Source organism: Cupriavidus sp. LA-1 (assembly GCF_055385985.1).
The window spans coordinates 1974413-1990467 of sequence record NZ_AP031388.1 but is presented as its reverse complement, the minus strand read 5'-3'; the positions used below and the strand labels follow the sequence as shown (position 1 = coordinate 1990467).

General features: G+C 63.8%; 14 protein-coding genes and 1 pseudogene. 6 read left to right on the top strand and 9 right to left on the bottom strand.

Annotated elements, in window-relative coordinates:
• Positions 1-208 precede the first annotated feature (208 nt).
• Positions 209-1315, top strand: coding sequence for a porin (locus tag ACZ5MJ_RS28155; protein ID WP_464224230.1), 1107 nt, complete (start codon positions 209-211; stop codon positions 1313-1315).
• Between the two features lie 207 nt (positions 1316-1522).
• Here ACZ5MJ_RS28155 and ACZ5MJ_RS28150 read toward each other — a convergent pair whose 3' ends face one another.
• Genes ACZ5MJ_RS28150 through ACZ5MJ_RS28140 form a run of 3 tightly spaced genes read right to left on the bottom strand, consistent with a single transcriptional unit; the run spans position 1523 to position 3608 of the window.
• Positions 1523-2359, bottom strand: a complete 837-nt coding sequence (locus tag ACZ5MJ_RS28150) for a molybdopterin-dependent oxidoreductase (protein WP_464224228.1) — start codon at positions 2357-2359, stop codon at positions 1523-1525.
• Positions 2356-2967 (bottom strand): cytochrome b/b6 domain-containing protein, encoded by a 612-nt coding sequence (locus ACZ5MJ_RS28145; RefSeq protein ID WP_464224227.1) that lies wholly within the window; start codon positions 2965-2967, stop codon positions 2356-2358. The genes ACZ5MJ_RS28150 and ACZ5MJ_RS28145 overlap by 4 nt, the downstream gene beginning before the upstream one ends.
• Positions 2968-2981: 14 nt before the next feature.
• The gene (locus tag ACZ5MJ_RS28140) at positions 2982-3608 is read right to left on the bottom strand and encodes a DUF5666 domain-containing protein (protein ID WP_464224225.1); all 627 of its coding nucleotides are present in this window, start codon (positions 3606-3608) and stop codon (positions 2982-2984) included.
• A 1105-nt stretch (positions 3609-4713) separates the two neighbouring features.
• Here ACZ5MJ_RS28140 and ACZ5MJ_RS28135 point away from each other — a divergent pair.
• The 3 genes from ACZ5MJ_RS28135 to ACZ5MJ_RS28125 all read left to right on the top strand — a co-directional run bounded on the left by ACZ5MJ_RS28135 (position 4714) and on the right by ACZ5MJ_RS28125 (position 8426).
• Positions 4714-5829: a Rieske 2Fe-2S domain-containing protein gene (locus ACZ5MJ_RS28135; protein ID WP_464226626.1), complete on the top strand. Its 1116-nt coding sequence runs from the start codon at positions 4714-4716 to the stop codon at positions 5827-5829.
• A gap of 751 nt (positions 5830-6580) precedes the next feature.
• On the top strand, positions 6581-7723 hold the full coding sequence (locus ACZ5MJ_RS28130) for a sterol desaturase family protein (protein WP_464224224.1): 1143 nt from the start codon (positions 6581-6583) through the stop codon (positions 7721-7723).
• Positions 7724-8237: 514 nt separating this feature from the next.
• On the top strand, positions 8238-8426 hold the full coding sequence (locus ACZ5MJ_RS28125; protein ID WP_464224223.1) for a hypothetical protein: 189 nt from the start codon (positions 8238-8240) through the stop codon (positions 8424-8426).
• A gap of 350 nt (positions 8427-8776) precedes the next feature.
• Here ACZ5MJ_RS28125 and ACZ5MJ_RS28120 read toward each other — a convergent pair whose 3' ends face one another.
• The 4 genes from ACZ5MJ_RS28120 to ACZ5MJ_RS28105 form a co-directional block, all read right to left on the bottom strand.
• Positions 8777-9583, bottom strand: a complete 807-nt coding sequence (locus ACZ5MJ_RS28120) for a fatty acid hydroxylase family protein (RefSeq protein WP_464224221.1) — start codon at positions 9581-9583, stop codon at positions 8777-8779.
• A 129-nt stretch (positions 9584-9712) separates the two neighbouring features.
• Positions 9713-11092 carry an MFS transporter gene (locus ACZ5MJ_RS28115; protein ID WP_464224220.1) on the bottom strand — a complete coding sequence of 460 codons (1380 nt, stop codon included), beginning with the start codon at positions 11090-11092 and terminating at the stop codon, positions 9713-9715.
• Between the two features lie 137 nt (positions 11093-11229).
• The gene (locus ACZ5MJ_RS28110) at positions 11230-12504 is read right to left on the bottom strand and encodes an iron-containing alcohol dehydrogenase (protein ID WP_464224219.1); all 1275 of its coding nucleotides are present in this window, start codon (positions 12502-12504) and stop codon (positions 11230-11232) included.
• 54 nt (positions 12505-12558) lie between these two features.
• Entirely contained in the window at positions 12559-13284 is a 726-nt protein-coding gene (locus tag ACZ5MJ_RS28105) for an alpha/beta fold hydrolase (RefSeq protein WP_464224218.1), read from the bottom strand.
• A gap of 138 nt (positions 13285-13422) precedes the next feature.
• Here ACZ5MJ_RS28105 and ACZ5MJ_RS28100 point away from each other — a divergent pair, with 138 nt between their 5' ends.
• Complete coding sequence (locus ACZ5MJ_RS28100; RefSeq protein ID WP_464224217.1) at positions 13423-14136, top strand: GntR family transcriptional regulator; 714 nt, start codon at positions 13423-13425, stop codon at positions 14134-14136.
• A gap of 20 nt (positions 14137-14156) precedes the next feature.
• Here ACZ5MJ_RS28100 and ACZ5MJ_RS28095 read toward each other — a convergent pair whose 3' ends face one another.
• Positions 14157-14297, bottom strand: coding sequence for a hypothetical protein (locus ACZ5MJ_RS28095; protein ID WP_464224216.1), 141 nt, complete (start codon positions 14295-14297; stop codon positions 14157-14159).
• A 27-nt stretch (positions 14298-14324) separates the two neighbouring features.
• On the opposite strand from ACZ5MJ_RS28095, the pseudogene ACZ5MJ_RS28090 reads away from it, so the two are divergent.
• A pseudogene (locus ACZ5MJ_RS28090) lies at positions 14325-14645 on the top strand (MFS transporter); the annotation flags it as partial.
• Positions 14646-14721: 76 nt separating this feature from the next.
• On the opposite strand, the gene ACZ5MJ_RS28085 reads toward ACZ5MJ_RS28090, so the two are convergent.
• Complete coding sequence (locus ACZ5MJ_RS28085; RefSeq protein WP_464224215.1) at positions 14722-15810, bottom strand: extracellular catalytic domain type 1 short-chain-length polyhydroxyalkanoate depolymerase; 1089 nt, start codon at positions 15808-15810, stop codon at positions 14722-14724.
• Positions 15811-16055: the final 245 nt, after the last annotated feature.

The window sequence follows — 16055 nt, the reverse complement described above, 5'->3', positions numbered from 1 at the left end:
AAAGCCGCGGATACCGGAACCCTGTCATTCCCACATGAATACCGAGGCAGTCGCTAACCCGACTGCCGGACTTGTTGTGTCTGGAATTCCGCAGATACCGGTCGGCCATATCCATTGCGTAGAGGAGGCTGCGCAATGGCCAGCAAACGCCGCACCGGGCCAATAGCCTCCATTCGCTCATTTTTAGAAACTTTCAAACAAGGAAAACATGAGGCTCAAACTATTCGTCATTTCCGCCGGATTGCTTGCGTCGGCGGGGACGTATGCCCAATCAAATGTGACGCTTTACGGAGTCGTTGACGTCGGTGTCGAGTACCTGAGTAGCGTCCCGAATGCCGCCAAAGCCAGTTCCAGTCTGTTGGCTCTGCAATCGGGTAGCCAGTCGGGCTCCCGTTGGGGCATTCGCGGCGTAGAAGATCTGGGCGGCGGGCTGAAGGGCATCTTCACGCTGGAGAGTGGCTTCACCGTTGACGACGGGAAGATGGCCCAGGGCAATCGACTGTTCGGTCGCGCCGCGTTCGTGGGCTTGCAGAACCAGTGGGGTCAATTGACCCTGGGCCGCCACGCAACGCCATTCTGGGATTTTGCCGGCGCATTCGACCCCATGGGTAACGCAGGTCGCTACGCGATCGGCGCGCAGGACCCGTTCATGCTTAGCCAGCGCGCGGACAATTCGGCCAGGTATACGGGCACGTTCGGTGGCCTGACTGTCACCGGCCTGTACAGCTTCAACTACAACAACACTGAAGTACCCGGCAATTTCACCAACGGCCGCGAGTACGCGCTGATGGCCGTCTACGCCGCCGGCCCATTCTCGGTCGGCGCCGTGTACGACCAGACCAACCAGTCGTCCGCCACTGCGCTGACAAGCAACCAATTGATCCGTCGCGCGGCGTTGGCCGGCACCTATGTATTTGGCCCGGCCAAACTCTACGCCGGCTACCGTTATGCGCGCTCTTACAATGGTGCTTCTCTGCCAGGTACGGCAGGTGCCGCGAATACCTATTCCAACCTCGCCTGGGCTGGTCTGGGCTATCAACTGACACCATCCGTCTCGCTGACTGGCGCGGCGTACTACCAGAATCTTCGTTACGCTCAGGTCGGCAACCCGTGGCAATTCGCTGCTACCGCCGACTATACCTTGTCGAAGCGTACCGATCTGTACGCAACGATGTCATACGCGCTGAATAGCAATTCGCGCTCGGCGCTTGGCGTGAACGGATTCAACGATGTGCTTGGCGCATCGTCGAATGAGCAAGTGGTACCGGGCAAGAATCAGTTCGGCGCCGTACTTGGCATTCGCCACAAATTCTGAGCGGTCGCAACGTTACGCAATCAGCCCGGTCTTGCCGGGCGTCTTTTTTTGGGTTCATCGCCGATTTCCGAGGAAGATCGAGCATCATTCGCCTCGCCACCGCAATCATCGTGCCGGAAGACGTCTTGCTTGCCGGAGGCTAAGCCGGCGAACAAGTAAGCAAACGCCCATCCAAAGCGTCACACCTAGATACCCTGTCGGTGCCCCCTACAACCCGCTGAACCAGTTATACCCCTGGTCCTCCCAATACCCACCGGGATTCTCATTGGTGACGAACAGCGCGGCCACGTGCTTGGGGCTCTTGAAGCCGAGCTTGGTCGGCACCCTTACCTTCAGCGGATATCCGTACTGGGGCGGCAGCGGATCGGTGCCGTAGTCCAGCGCCAGGATGGTCTGCGGATGCAGCGCCGTGGCCATATCCAGGCTGGAGTAATAGCGGTCCGCGCATTTGAAGCCGACGTAACGCGCGGTCAGGTCCGCACCCACGTGCTGCAGGAACGCCTTCAGTGGCACGCCTGACCATTCCCCAATGGCGCTCCAGCCCTCGATGCAGACATGGCGCGTGATCTGCGCCGCCTGCGGCAGTTTGCGCAGCATCTCCAGCGACCACGGCTGCTTGTCGCGGACGCGGCCGGAGACCTCCAGCCGGTAGTCGCTGCCGTCGATGTCCGGCACGTTGTACTCGGGATAGAACGCGTTGAACGGGAACGGGTTGGTGATCTGCGCGCGCGTGTAGGTGGGCGCCAGCCGCGTGCCGCTGAACAGCCAGCCCTGCACGCGGTCGTTCCAGCGCGACATCGTCCACAGGAGCTTGTCCACGCTATCGCCATCCTGCAACGTGCAGCCGGACAACATCGCCACCGCACCGAGCGACAGCGACGAGCCAAGGAACAGACGGCGTTGCAGTCGGACCAGCTGCGGGCGGAAATCGGCCTCGTTGATGCCTTCCTGTAAAGCGCGACGAGGCAGGGCTTGCGGCGGGCGATCCAACCCGTTCAGGGCTTCGGCTTCCATCCCCTTCTTGTCCTTCGGATCGTTACTCATGACTGATGCCCTTTCCGGTGATGGTCACCACCGGTCACCATTGACACCAGTGTCCGCGGGAACATCAACACCAGGACCAGGTGCACGACGACAAAGGCCACGATGGCCGTCATCGCCACGAAATGGACCACGCGCGCGCTGTCAAAGCCGCCCATCAGCGCCGTGAGCCATTGCAGCTGCACCGGCTTCCAGATGGCCAGCCCGGACAGCACCAGCAACACGCCGACCAGCAGCACGCCCACGTAGAGCAGCCGCTGCACCGCGTTGTACTCGCCGCTGTCATGCGACAGCCGGAAGCGCAGCGCCAGCGCCGCGTCGCGCAGGATGGCACGCGGACACAGCGGCAAGAGCCGGCGCCGCAAGTGGCCACTGGCCAGCGCGCAGACCAGGTAGACCAGCCCGTTGGCCACCAGCAGCCACATCATCGCCAGGTGCCACGCGATGGCACCGCCCAGCCACCCGCCTAGCGTCAGCCGCGCGGGAAACGAGAACGGGAAGATCGGCGACGCGTTGTAGATGGCCCAGCCGCTGGCTACCATGCAGACCATCGCGATCGCGTTGAGCCAGTGCGTGATGCGGACAAAGCGCGGATGAATGATGACTCGCATGGCGGCCGCCACCATTACATCGGCGGCACGACCCCGTTCTTTCCCGCGGAAATCGCACGAGCGGCCAGCGAGCCATCGGGCTGCTTGCTGGCAAACAGCACCACGTTCGTGCCGGCCTTCAGCAGCGAGCGGTCACCCGGTTCCAGCTTGACGATGGGCACGTCGTTCGGCACGACAATCTTCTTCTCGCCGTCCTTGTACTTGACCGTGATCGTGCGGCCATTGCTGACCAGCACGTTGCCGACCGTGCCGTTGGTCATCGAGCTGTTGTTGCCCAGGTCCCACGGACGGTGGCCATCGCCGGTGCCAGCCATGCTCGGCGGAAACACATGGACTTCCAGCGCCTTGAGGCTGCCGTCGGCCTGCGGCACGGCGGCCGTGCCGATATAGCTGCCGGACGCGATGTCCTTCGGATCGGCGTTTTCCACCGCGCGCACCATCGTGTCCTTGTTCAGCAGCACGTCGACATCCTGGCCGGCGCGGGTGTGGACCTTCATCTGGTCCCCGTTCACGGTCGTGATCTTGCCGCGCAGCGCGGTAGGCGGGGCGGATTGCGCCTGCGCCGGCAGCGTGACGGCGAACGATGCAACGATGGCGGACGTTACGGCGCCCACGACGAACGAGCGTTGAAGCAATGACATGAATGGACTCCTGAATAGAGACGATGGCACGCCGGGATACTGCCCCATGCGGAGCGACAGAATAGCCGGAATCCGGATTGTCCGCAGGGCTGCGCGGGTATCGGCCGACGTGCCGGCAATCCCTCCGTATCCTTTCTTTCAGTCGTCTTTCACGCGCCTTTCAACGACCTTTCATTGCTTCCTTCTGTTGCTTCGTTTCGCTGCCTTCCTTATTGCTTCTTGAGTTCGGCGACGGTAGCACCTTGACCTAGAAGGTTGACGCGAGCGACGGCTGCACGATATGCGCCATGACGGAGAAGCCCTCGACCTGGCAGAACTCACGCATGCGTTTGAGCTGGGCACAAAGGCCATCGCCTTCATGACGCCGCCCTGTAGGTACGCACCGCACAAGGCGAGCAGCAGCAGCCAGCGAAAGACCCTTGCTGCCGCGGGGCTACGTGCGGTCGGTGGGTAGGGCTTGGTGTCATGCATCGTGACGGCTCCGCGCTAGACGAAGCAACCGCATCCGACCGCACCCCGGAAGGCGCGCGGGTCCGACGTCGGCACAGCGGCCGCGGCGGCTAAATGGTTGTGGCCGTGGACCTGGCAGGCAACGCGGCAACCGCACATGGCCGCATAGTGGTAGCGCTGGTCATCGTCCTTGGAGGCCTTGCTAAGTTTGCGCCGGGACTGGTACCCGCCGTAGTAGTTGACCGGAGACCAGTTCGGCGAGGCCGGCGGTAGCGGCGGGTTCATCGTCGCGTAGGGGCCGCTCGCGTAGACGATCTTGCCCCCGACGATGGTGAGTGTTAAACATGAGGTACGGCGACGGAAAGACGGCGGGGACACGCCTGTCGTCGCACTCGCAAACCTGCACTGCCGTGGTCAACTGCGATTCTTTCCCCAGTCAGCGAACGGCAGCTTCTCGCGCCGAACCGGCCGCTCCGCTCGAAGCGGTCGGATGTCTCGGAAAGGTCGGCAAGCGCCAACCGGCACATCATCGCAAATGCGGGATTTCGGTAAGTTCATCGGATTTCGCGTAAACTGCGCGCTGATCTCCGTTCGCTTATTCGTCCGCTCTGTCGGCGACGGCCCGAAGCTCACGTCTTGCAAGGAGGCGTCACGCATGGATGCAATGCCATTGTTGGATAGCAGTGCCATCGATCTGTCCGCCAGCGCGCCCGTGCGCGATCTGCGCCGTGTGCCCATCCACCCCGATCACTGGTATCCACTGGCCTGGTCACGCGAGCTCAAGCGGGGCAAAGCCCTCGGCGTGCGCTTTGCCGGCGATCCGATCGTGCTGGTGCGTACCGGGTCCGGCACCATATTCGCGCTGGAAGATCGTTGCGCACACCGGCAGGTTCCGCTGCACGCGGGCGTGGTGGAAGGCGAGTCCATCCGCTGCGGCTATCACGGCTGGACTTATGACTGCACCGGCCGTTGCGTCGATGTGCCATACCTCGGGCGTGAGCGCCTGCCCAACGGCGTGCGCGCCTATCCCTGCCGCGAGGCGCACGGCCTGATCTTCGTCTTTCCCGGCGATGCGGCACTTGCCAGGGAGCGGCCGCTGCCTGCTCTGTCTTCGGTTGCGGACAAGGCGTACAAGACGCGCCGCTTCGGCCGCGAGGTCAAGTGCCACTACTCCTTCATGCACGAGAACCTGATGGACATGAACCACCAGTTCCTGCACCGGCGGCAGATGGGGCAGATGCGCGCGCGCTCGCTTGGCCGTCGTCGCGGCAAGGACTGGGTGGAGGTGGATTACACGTTCGCTCGCACGGAGGGCAAGCAGCCAGTCGGCGAGGCGCTGGTGTTTGGCGCCAGCAAGAAGAACGGCGACCAGGACGACAAGGATGTGATGACGGTGCGTACCGGCTATCCGTACCAGACCCTGCAGATCCGATCCGGCGACGGCACGTTAGTGATGGACCTGTGGATCGTCTACGTGCCACTGGATGCGGCGCAGCGCACCAACCGGACCTTTGGCGTTCTGTCCATTCGGAAGCCCGGGATTCCGTTTGCGCTGGACCTGGCATGGCCGCTGCTGGTCTGGTTCACGGAACGCATCTTCAAGGAGGATCGCTCGATCGTCGAGCGCGAGCAAGAGGCCCACGACAGGCAAGGCGCCGACTGGAACCACGAGGTGTTTCCGGTCATTAACGAATTGCGCGACCTGCTGCGCAACTGCGGCGGCCGCACCACGATCCCGATCCGTGAGGTGAGCAACGAGGCCTGCCGCTGAGGCCAACGCGGACCGGGGCGCGGCAACCGTCCACATCGAAGGCGGGCCGGCCAACCGCCGGCGCGGACGGCGCGGTATCTAGCCAGTCTGAAGCCACAGCCGCGCAATGTTGAACGGCCGAGGCCAGGAAGAGTCGCCTGCGCGTTTCCGTCACTTGGCAGTTGTCGGCCAGCTACGGACGTTCGCCCGCGGCTTCACGCCGACATTCGAAAGGCGGCTCCGCCTCGATAACCGGCCTTCGCGCATGGGTCATGGCGGGCGTATTGTCCGCCGTTGGAATCCCTGCATGCGGGCCAGTTATTCCGCCGGCGGTCGCAGGGACATCTCGATGCTGATATGTGCATCCAGGGGCAGGCGACTCTCCTCGACGGTTCTCGCGAACTCGCGCCGAGTCGCGGCGCTTGTGCCACGATGGGATTTGAAGCAAGCCGCGGCTGATTGTGTTTTGATCGGGCATTGTCCCCACTTCATCCGGCATATCGAACTTGGGTTGGGCCTCCGACCAAGGTAGTTAGCTCGGTGGTATGTGCCTGCCGCAAAGGACGAGGATTGTGTGACGGTGCTGCCGCATGGACGGGTGCCGCCCATCCGGTGGCGTGGAGTGCTTTCCGTGAGGCCATGATGGGACTGCGCCTAATCGCAGGCGTGAGGGGCCGCAATCTCGGCAGAGATGCCAGTGAAACTCCAGACCGACCGGACTATGTGTATCATTCGGGTTTAACCGCCCGTCCGTGCGTGGCAGCATTATTGAATGGACAAGATCATTGTCTACGCCTTGCCGGTGTTTTTCGTGCTGATGGCGTGCGAATTCGCCTACGGCCTTGCAACGCGCAAGAACACCTACCGGCTCAGCGACTCGCTGAGCAGCCTGAGCCAGGGCTTGCTGAGCCAACTGGTGGCCGGCATCACTCAGTTGTTCCAGATCGGCCTTTACACGCTGACCTTCCGGAGCGTGGCACTGTTCGCCCGCTCACCGATTTGGCATGCCTGGTACGGCTGGTTGATCGCCATCGTGCTGTTTGACTTTTGCGACTATTGGCTGCACCGCATGGGGCACGAAAGCGCGGTGATGTGGGCCGCCCACGCGGTGCACCACCAGAGCCAGCACTTCAACCTGTCCACAGCGCTGCGCCAGGAGAGTACCGTCGCCTTGCTCGGCTGGCCGTTCTACCTGCCGATGGCGGTGCTGGGCGTGGCACCGGAGCAGTTCGCGCTGGCCGGCCTCATCGTGCTGCTCTACCAGTTCTGGATCCACACCGAGCACATCGGCAAGCTCGGCTGGTTCGACCGGGTATTTTCTTCACCGTCCAACCACCGCGTGCACCACGCGGTGAACGACCAGTATCTCGACAAGAACTATGGCGGCATGCTGGTGATCTGGGACCGACTGTTCGGCACCTTCGCCGAGGAACGCGAGCCCTGTATCTACGGGACCCGCACCCAGTTGCGCAACTGGAACCCGCTGTGGGCGGTGGCGGTAGGCTACAGCGACATTACCAAACTGGCGCGCCGCACCAGGCGCTGGTCGGACAAGCTGCGCCTGTGGTTCAAGCCGCCGGGCTGGCTGCCCGACGACCTGAAAGCCGCGGCCAGCACCATGCCCTACGATCTGCAGGCTGCCGCCCAGCGCTACGACCCACAGTTGTCGCGCGGCCGCCGCTGGTTCGCCGCAGCGCAGTTCCTGCAACTGATGGCGGCCACCGGCAGCTACCTGTGGTTTGCCGACGACTTGTCCTTCGGCCAGACCGTGCTAGTGGTTGCGCCGATGATGGCGGGGCTGTGGTCACTTGGCATGCTGCTGGAAGGCCGCCTGAAGATCCCCCAGATATGTTGGGTGAACTTGGCGAGTACCGGCGTCGCGCTGGCGATCTGGCTGAGCCTGTACCCGCGCTGACCTCGGCCGTTTCCGTCTTCGGCGCGGCGATTTCGTCCCGGTAGCGAACCCGCATGCGTCTACCGCGATGCATGATGATACAGGTGGCTCAGATAGCAGTGGACGGCAAGCCGTCCGGCTGTAACCCAATGCCGTCTAGGAATGTAGCCGTTAGAGAGACGAACCCGCATGAGCGAATGACCGTTGAATTTTTGAGAACGGCCGTTGCCGTCGCGTCGCCCCGGATGACGGCAAGGGGTCGGCAACGGCCTGTTGGGGGAGGTGTACCTTCAGTCCTGCATGTCCAAACGGGGTACCTTGTGGTGTGTGCGTTCATGGGCCCTGCCGTTACCGGCTTTGGGCTTCTACGAGCCAAATTACGAATCCGGTAGTACCGTACGCTAGCGCATCGGACTTGCCGGCGGCAACCGTTCGCCATTGCCGGCATCCAACAGAACGAGCACATGGCGTGTTCAGGAAGGCGGCATAATCGCCGTGCCTTTTCGGACTAGAATCCTCTGGGGAGGTGCCAGTCATGTCAGCTATCAGGCGCATAAATCCGGGTCATCCCGCCTACCAGGCCGCGCTGCATAGGACGACCCGCTACCCTGCGGAGCACGTCACGTTGACGGCTAGCTCCAGGAAGAGGCTGCGCCCCTGTGTGCCGCATCGCAAGGTCGGGCGCGGCAAGGTCGGCATCGGCGGCAAGCGCAGCGGCAAGTAGGGCGTGAATCGCTGATCACCACGGCACGACAACACGCCGTTTTATCACGGCGGCAGCATACCAGACGACCGACGGTTCTTGTGCCTGTATGCCGCCCGACCGCACTACTGTGCTTCGATTAGGCTACCCCTGGTGCTTGGCCCTGAGCTCGCGAAGGGTGTTGCCTTCGTGTACGAGAACATTCAGGCGTTCCGAAGCGTAATGCCATCCCGATTTTCTCCACATTCGCCTCGAACACAGGGCGGCGAAAGTGGCCCGATCGAACGGCAGAACCACGACGTGGCCATCGGGCAGATCGCCGCACCAGCGCCGCCGCGCTCGCGCTAACAGGCGTGCGAATGAACAGCCGACTAGGCGGCCATTGCCTGCCGCTCCTCCTCATCGAGCACGGGTCCATCCAGGGTGACGCGCGAATGGTCCGTGCGGAATTTCTGAATGATCGGCTTCAGTTCTTCCTTGACGTGCGCTTCGCTGTATCCATTGAACAGATGCCCGACCAGGCCGCGGCGCAGATCCGAAGTGTCCATGATGTAGTCAGCGATCGGGAACGTGAGGTTCATGTTGTACTTCATCATGATGCCCATGTTGTGATGCGCCGTGTGATGACGCCGGATCGTATTGATGAAGGGCATGTTTCGCACGAACCAGTTGTCGTGCACATGGCAGCAATAGTGGAAGGTCTCATAGATCAGGTACTGCGCCACCATCGTGATAAAAACAAAATAGCCGGCGTTGGCGTTGAAGATCAGAAATGCCAGGTAGCCCAGTCCGCCCCCGCCTACGCCAAGCGTTGCCAGCACGCGCCACGGGAAGAACACAATGCGGAATTCGCGCGTGGTGTCGATGGTGGGCTCCTGGTCGGTGAAGTACTGATGGTGCTGGCGCGTGTGCCGCTCATAGATGGCACGTAACGCAAAGACGTTGATTCGGCGGTGCATGACATAGCTGTGCATGAACCATTCGACGAAATTGCCGGCCAGGAATACCGGCAGGATCAGCGCCCACTCCCAGGTCACGTTGTGCAGCCGCTGGATTGCCCACCAGAGCGCACCGATACCGACGCCATAGATCACGGCGATATGCAGCAACCCGTTGTAGAGCGGGCTGATATCGGCCTTGTACTGCTCCCTGAACTTGCGTTGACGTTCCGTCATCATGATTGCATCTCCGGAAAACCATGCCTCGCTAACATATTAGTTGGATATAAAAGCGCGACGTCCCAAAAAATACCCCTGGTGGCCAGGGGCGCCAATGCAGGCGCGGCTGGTAGGCCGCGCGGCGAACCGTTATTGCGATACTTCTTCCAGCGCCTTGCCGCGGGTTTCGACGCCCAGCAGCATTACCACCGCGGCGGCCACCGCAAAGGACAAGGCGCCTAGCGTGAACACACCGCCCTGTCCCGCCACCGGCAGCAGCACGCCGACCAGGTAGGGGCCGGCCAGCGAGCCGACGCGGCCGATCGAGGAAGCAAACCCGGAGCCCGTCGCGCGCGAGCGCGTGGGGTACAGCTCTGGCGTATAGGCATAGAGCACGGACCACATGCCGAACAGGAAGAACTGCATGCATAAGCCGGCGGCAATCAGCTGCTCCACAGGCACCTTGTGTACTGCCGCCTGACCATAGGCATACGCGGCCACGGCGCTGCCAATCAGCATGAGCGCGCAGGTCGGCTTGCGGCCCCACTTTTCCAACAGCCATGCCGAGAAAATGAACCCGGGAATACCGGCCAGGGAGATATAGACCGTGTACAGCACGGACTTGGTCACGGCGTAACCGGCCTGCTGCAGCAGCGCGCCAAGCCACGTGGTCAGCCCGTAGTAGCCCAGCAGCGCAAAGAACCACACCGACCACAGCATGATGGTGCGGCGTGCATAGGGGCCGCTCCATAGCTCCATGAAGCGCGCCTTGCGACTAGGCGCCAGCGTGCCACAAAACGTGGTGGCAACCGCCGGCAGCGCACGGCCCCAGGCGCGCTCCACGCGCTGTTCGATGCCGGCCATGACCGTATCGGCCTCTGACTTGCGGCCGACGTCCTCCAGCCAGCGCGGCGACTCCGGCACCATGCGGCGCACCACGAACACGAACACGGCCGGCACCGCCAGCGCGATAAAGATGCCGCGCCAGCCAATGACCGGCAACAGCAGATAGGTCAGCGCGCCGGCCACGATAAAGCCGATCGGCCAGAAGCCCTCCAGGATCGCGACATACCTGCCACGGCTCTTCGCTGGCACGATCTCGGACACCATCGACAGGCCGATGGGAAACTCCATGCCCATGCCAAACCCGAGCAGCACGCGATAGATCATCAGCGACGTCACGCTGTCCGCCAGCCCGCACATAAGGCTGCCTACGCCCCAGAAGATCATGCTGACCTGGAACACCGGCTTGCGGCCGAAGCGGTCCGCCAGCAGGCCGGCGATCGCGGCGCCCAGGAACATGCCCAGGAAGCTGGAACTGGCCAGCAGGCCAGCCTGCGCGGCGCTCAGGCCGAACTCCGCCTTGATCGACCCCAGCACGAATGTCATCAGCCCCAGATCCATCGAATCGAAAAACCACGCCGTGGCGATGATGCCGAACAGCGAGCGCTGGTAGCCGGTCATCGGCAATCGTTCCAGCCGCGCCGCAATACCCGCCTCCAGCTTGAGGGCGCCTGCAGACATATCCATGGTTGTCTCCTGTGTTGATAAGACGCGCTCTGTGGTGGCGCGCTTAGTAATATATTAGATGTACATATCTGATGTTCAAGTAATGGTTTACCGCCAGCCCGATCGGGCCGTTGGTGAAAAAGCGCCCGGTAAGCGCGCTAGGTCACCCGGCGCTGCTGCGCCACGGCATGCCCCTCAGCGGACAACGAGCCCGCCCAGGCATTGCGGACAACGGTGGCGTACCGTGTGGGCACGTCCGGCACGGGGAAGGCCTTGGCAAGCCGGGTGACACCCAGGGCATCGCGCACCAGCGTAACGAGGTCGTCCTGACCGATGCCGCAAGCCTGGAGCGTGGTCGGGAGGCCGACCGCTCCCACCAGGTCGCGCACCGCGCCAGGCAAGCGTGCCACCGCGGCACCGGGATCGCCTTCCGCAATACCCAGCAGGCGGGCAATGGCCAGCAACTCCTCGCGCCGCACGTCGCCCAACGCATCGAGCACATACGGCAGCATCACGGCGTTGGTGGTGCCATGCGACAGATGCGAGAGGCCCGCGACCGCGTAGGCAATCCCATGCACCGCGTTAAGTCCCGCGCTGCCGTAGGACAGCGCCGCATAGACGCTGGCGTAGCTCATGCCGATGCGCGCTTCGCTGTCGCCCCCGTCCTGATAGCTGCGTAACAGGTATTGGCCGCACAAGCGGATCGATTCGTGTGCGAACAGCATCGTCAGCGCGTTGCGGCCGCTGTAGCCTGGGTCCGGTTCGCCGCCGCGGTCAAAGCGGGAGGAATCGAGCGTCAGGTAGGACTCGATCGCATGGGTCAGCGCATCGATGCCGGCATCCGCAGTGACGCGCGGCGGACAGGTGTAGGTGAATTCGGGATCGACCAAGGCCACGGCGGGGCGCAGCCGGTTGTCCATGACAGCCACCTTGGTCGCGTTGTCCGGATCGACCAGGATCGCGCCGGGCGTCGCCTCCGTGCCCGTGCCGGCCGTGGTCGGCATGGCAACGAGTGGCAGGATGGGGATGCCGGCATCGATACTGCCCAGGAACGTGCAGATGGGCCTGCCGCCGGGCAGGGTCAGGCAGAGCGCCTTGGCCAGGTCAATATTGCTGCCGCCGCCAAGCGCGATGACATGGTCGACTGGCAGGCCGCCAAGCCGTTCGCGGACTGTTGCCGTAGCCACGTCACACAGCGCGGTGGTGGGATCGGGTATGCCGCCGTCAAAGACCAGCAACTCCACGTCGTGCGCACGGGCACCTGCGACAAGTTCTTCGACCCACGGCGTGGCACCGGTGAAGAACGTGTCCGTCACCACGAGGCCGCGACGATAGCCCAGCCGGCGCAGCAGCGCGGGCAACTGGGCACGGCAACCGGGGCCGATGACCAGCCGCGCCGGCGCGCAGAAATATACGAGGTCGTCCACTCTCATGCTGTCTCCTGTGAGGTGATTTCGGCGGATCGGGGATGTTGGGCGGATGCCCGGCTATGCCACCCGCGCAGGCCAGCGTTCGCGCAGGTGGCGGGCGATCTCCGACGTGCATTGCGTCAGCACGCCATGGCCGGCGCCGTGGAGCACGACCAGCTCGGCATCGGGGATGCCGTTGGCCAGCATCGCGCCGTGGATAAGCGGGCAATCGTCATCTTCACTGCCGTGGATGATGAGCGTCCGGCAACGCACCTTGCCAAGCTCTGCGCGCTGGTCTGTGTGACGGATCGCCTCCCAAGTCCAGGCCACAGTGCGATGGTCCGCTGCCTCGCGCAGCCCCAATCGCCGTTCGCGCATGGCAATGGCTTTCAGCAACGCCTTGGGAGCCGCAGGCTCAAACCATTGCACCGCGTTGAGCTGCGGCGTTCCGGAAACCAGCAACAACTCAGCCGGCACCGGCTGGCCCGGCATCTTGCGGTCATCGGCAAGATAGGCCAGCGCAACGGAAACGCCCATGCTCCATCCGGCCAGCACGAATGGGCCGCTCACGTGTGTGGAAAGCGTGCGGCGCAGCACTTGGGCGTAGGCGTCGAGCGAGCACGCGTACGCGCCGGCGGGCGGCATTGCCTTCCCGCGTCCTGGCAGGTTGGGCAGGATAAAGGTGCACCGGTCGGCCAGTTGCTCCGCCAGTGGCATCCACGCGCCGCGCGTGCCCTGGATGCCATGCACGGCGACCACCGCCACCGGACCCTGCCCCACGACCAATACATCATCGTCCGCCATCACGCCCCCAGCACACATCTAATATATTAGTAGGATAGTAGCAGGAAACACCGTGCACGCAAGCATGGAATGCGCTGTGTACAAAAGATGCGTACGGCTCATATACAATGGGTATTCCGTGTTCCCTGACACTTGGCCATGACCGCAAAAACCGCTACCCGCGCACGCGCCGCCGCTGTACCAGAGACCGAAGAGGCCGCCGGCCAGCGCGGCAAGCTGACCGACCTGGCCTATGAGCAGATCGAGGAAGCCATCGTGACGCTGCAACTGGCGCCGGGCAGCTCGGTATCGGAACTGCAACTGAGCGAAATGACCGGCATCGGGCGCACACCCATTCGCGAAGCGATCCAGCGACTGGCGCGGGAGCACCTGATCATGGTGCTCCCGCAGCGCGGCCTGCTGATCGCGCCGATCGACGTCGGCAAGCAGTTGCGCCTGCTTGAGACACGCCGCGAGGTGGAGCGTCTGATCTGCCGCAGCGCCGCACGGCGCGCCACGCCCGAGCAACGCGATCATTTCAAGCGGCTGGCAAAGGAGTTCGAACAGTCGTCTCGCAACGGTGACGACGTCGCGTTCATACGTGCCGACCGCGAATTCAACGAGCTTTGCCTGGTGGCGGCGCGCAATGAATTCGCCGACGGCGCCATGCGGTTGATGCACGGCCTGTCGCGCCGGTTCTGGTACGTGCACTACAAGGAAGCAGCGGACCTGCCCACCATGTCGAAGCTGCACGCCGCCGTGGCATCGGCGATTGCGCGCGGCGAGGTTGACGGCGCCGGCGATGCGCTCGACGCGCTGCTGGACAACATCGAAGAGTTCACGCGGGCCACGGTCCTGGGTAACTATCGCTAGTCGGCAAGACGACTCCTCGCCTATTCGGCCTCGGCTTCGAGCGAGCGGAAGTCGGCAACCGAGTGCGCCACAAAGTGCCGCTCAGGGCTGCCGGCAAGCCGCGCCAGCGGGCGCCCCGGCGCGAGTTCCAGCACCGCCCATGTCGCGCAGGCTGATGCCAAAAGCGCCGGCTGGGCACAGTCGCTGTGGCGATCAGCAGCTATATGTTCTACACGACCATCGTCACCCGCCCCGACCTGCTGCTGCCGCTCTATGCGCTTGCCGGCTTCCTGGTTGGCACCATTGGCGCGGTGCCGTTCGTGCTGGTCAATGCGTTCCCCGTGCAGGTGCGCTTCTCGGGCCTGCCGTTCTCGTACAACGTGTCGTATGCGATCTTCGGCGGGCTGACGCCGATGGTCGTCACGCTGATGCTGAAAGAAGATCCGCTGGCGCCGGCCCACTATGTGGTGGCGCTGTGCGTGCTTGGCATGGTGACGGCGCTGTTCGTGAAGGACCGCTCGCGGAGCTGACGACGCGGCAGCGGCAGCAAAGAAAATGGGAGGGCTGATGCCCTCCCGTTTCTTTTGCGGGTTCCGGCCTGGCGCGTCAGCGCCGGTGCTGGCGGAAGAACTGCCACATCATCCTGCTGGCATCGGGGCCGATATCGCTGTGGTAGCCGTAGCTGGCGTCGCCGCCGCTCCAGGCGTGGTCCAGGCCCTCCACTTCCACCAGCGTCACCAGGTCCCGGCGCCAGCGGCCGAAGCGGTATTCATGGGATCGGCCCGGCGCGTCGACGTCCGGGTCGGACAGGGTGGGCGCGCCGGCGAGCCGGTCTTCCAGGCCGTTGTAGGCCAGGAACTGCCGCGCCAGCAGGCGGCCGTTGACCGGATGCACCGCGTCGTCGGCCAGGCCGTGGATCACCAGCGCCGGCATCTCGGGTCCGCCCGGCGTCACGCCAGCGGCATCGAGCAGCCAGGACGGCTCGGAAGCCGACCCTTGCAGCATCGCGCGCAAGCCGGCGCGCGGATTGTTGGCCGCGCCGATAACGACCCCCGAATGCAGGGCCACGGCCGCGACCTTGCCCGGGTAGCGCAGCGCCACCACGGCGGCCATGGCCGCACCGGCGGACATGCCGGCCAGGTAGATCTCGCGTTCGCGCACGTCGTGGCGCGCCGCCAGCGCGTCGATCAGCGCGGCCACCGCCTGCGCCTCGCGCCCGCCTTCGGCAGCGCCCAGGTCGAACCACTGCCAGCAGCGCTGTACCTGCCGGCGCAGCGGCTGTTGCGGGTAGGCGACGATAAATCCCTCGCGTTCGGCCAGCGCGTTCATGCGCGTGCCTGCAGAGAGGTCATCCGGCGTCTGGCGGCAGCCATGCAGCATCACCACCACCGGCAACGGGCCGCGATGGGCCTTGGACGGGATGTAGAGGTGATATGAGAGTTGCGGCACCAGTTCGCCCGGCTGCGGCGCCAGCCGCAAGCGGTGTGCCTGCCAGGTGCCGGGCAGGCCGCCCGGCGCAGTGGCCGGCCGAGGTGCCCGGGCTCGTCCTGGCGAGCCATCCGGGCGCGCCGGCGTGAGCGGATTCAGCGAATCCATGCGGTCCAGCCAGGATTTCACCTGGGCTTCCGTGCGGGCCTGCACGCGGCTCAGTCGCCGGATCCGCGCATGCCAGTCAGCGGCAAGACTTTTGGTCATGAGGACTCCTGTGTGACGGAATCTCCCCCTGTGACTTTCTTGTTGCGTTGCAGCATACCATACTCGGGAGGCGCCCTCCCGCTCTGCCCGGTAACAGGGCGTAAGCGCCTTCGTGGTCTTTTCGCCGGCACGTAATTACTAAACGAGCCATACGAAAGTATGCAGATCCAGTGAGATAGCTTGCGTTGCCTGCGTTTTATACTTGGCCATCGCCTTTTGGGAAAAAACCACAACCATGCCGGACA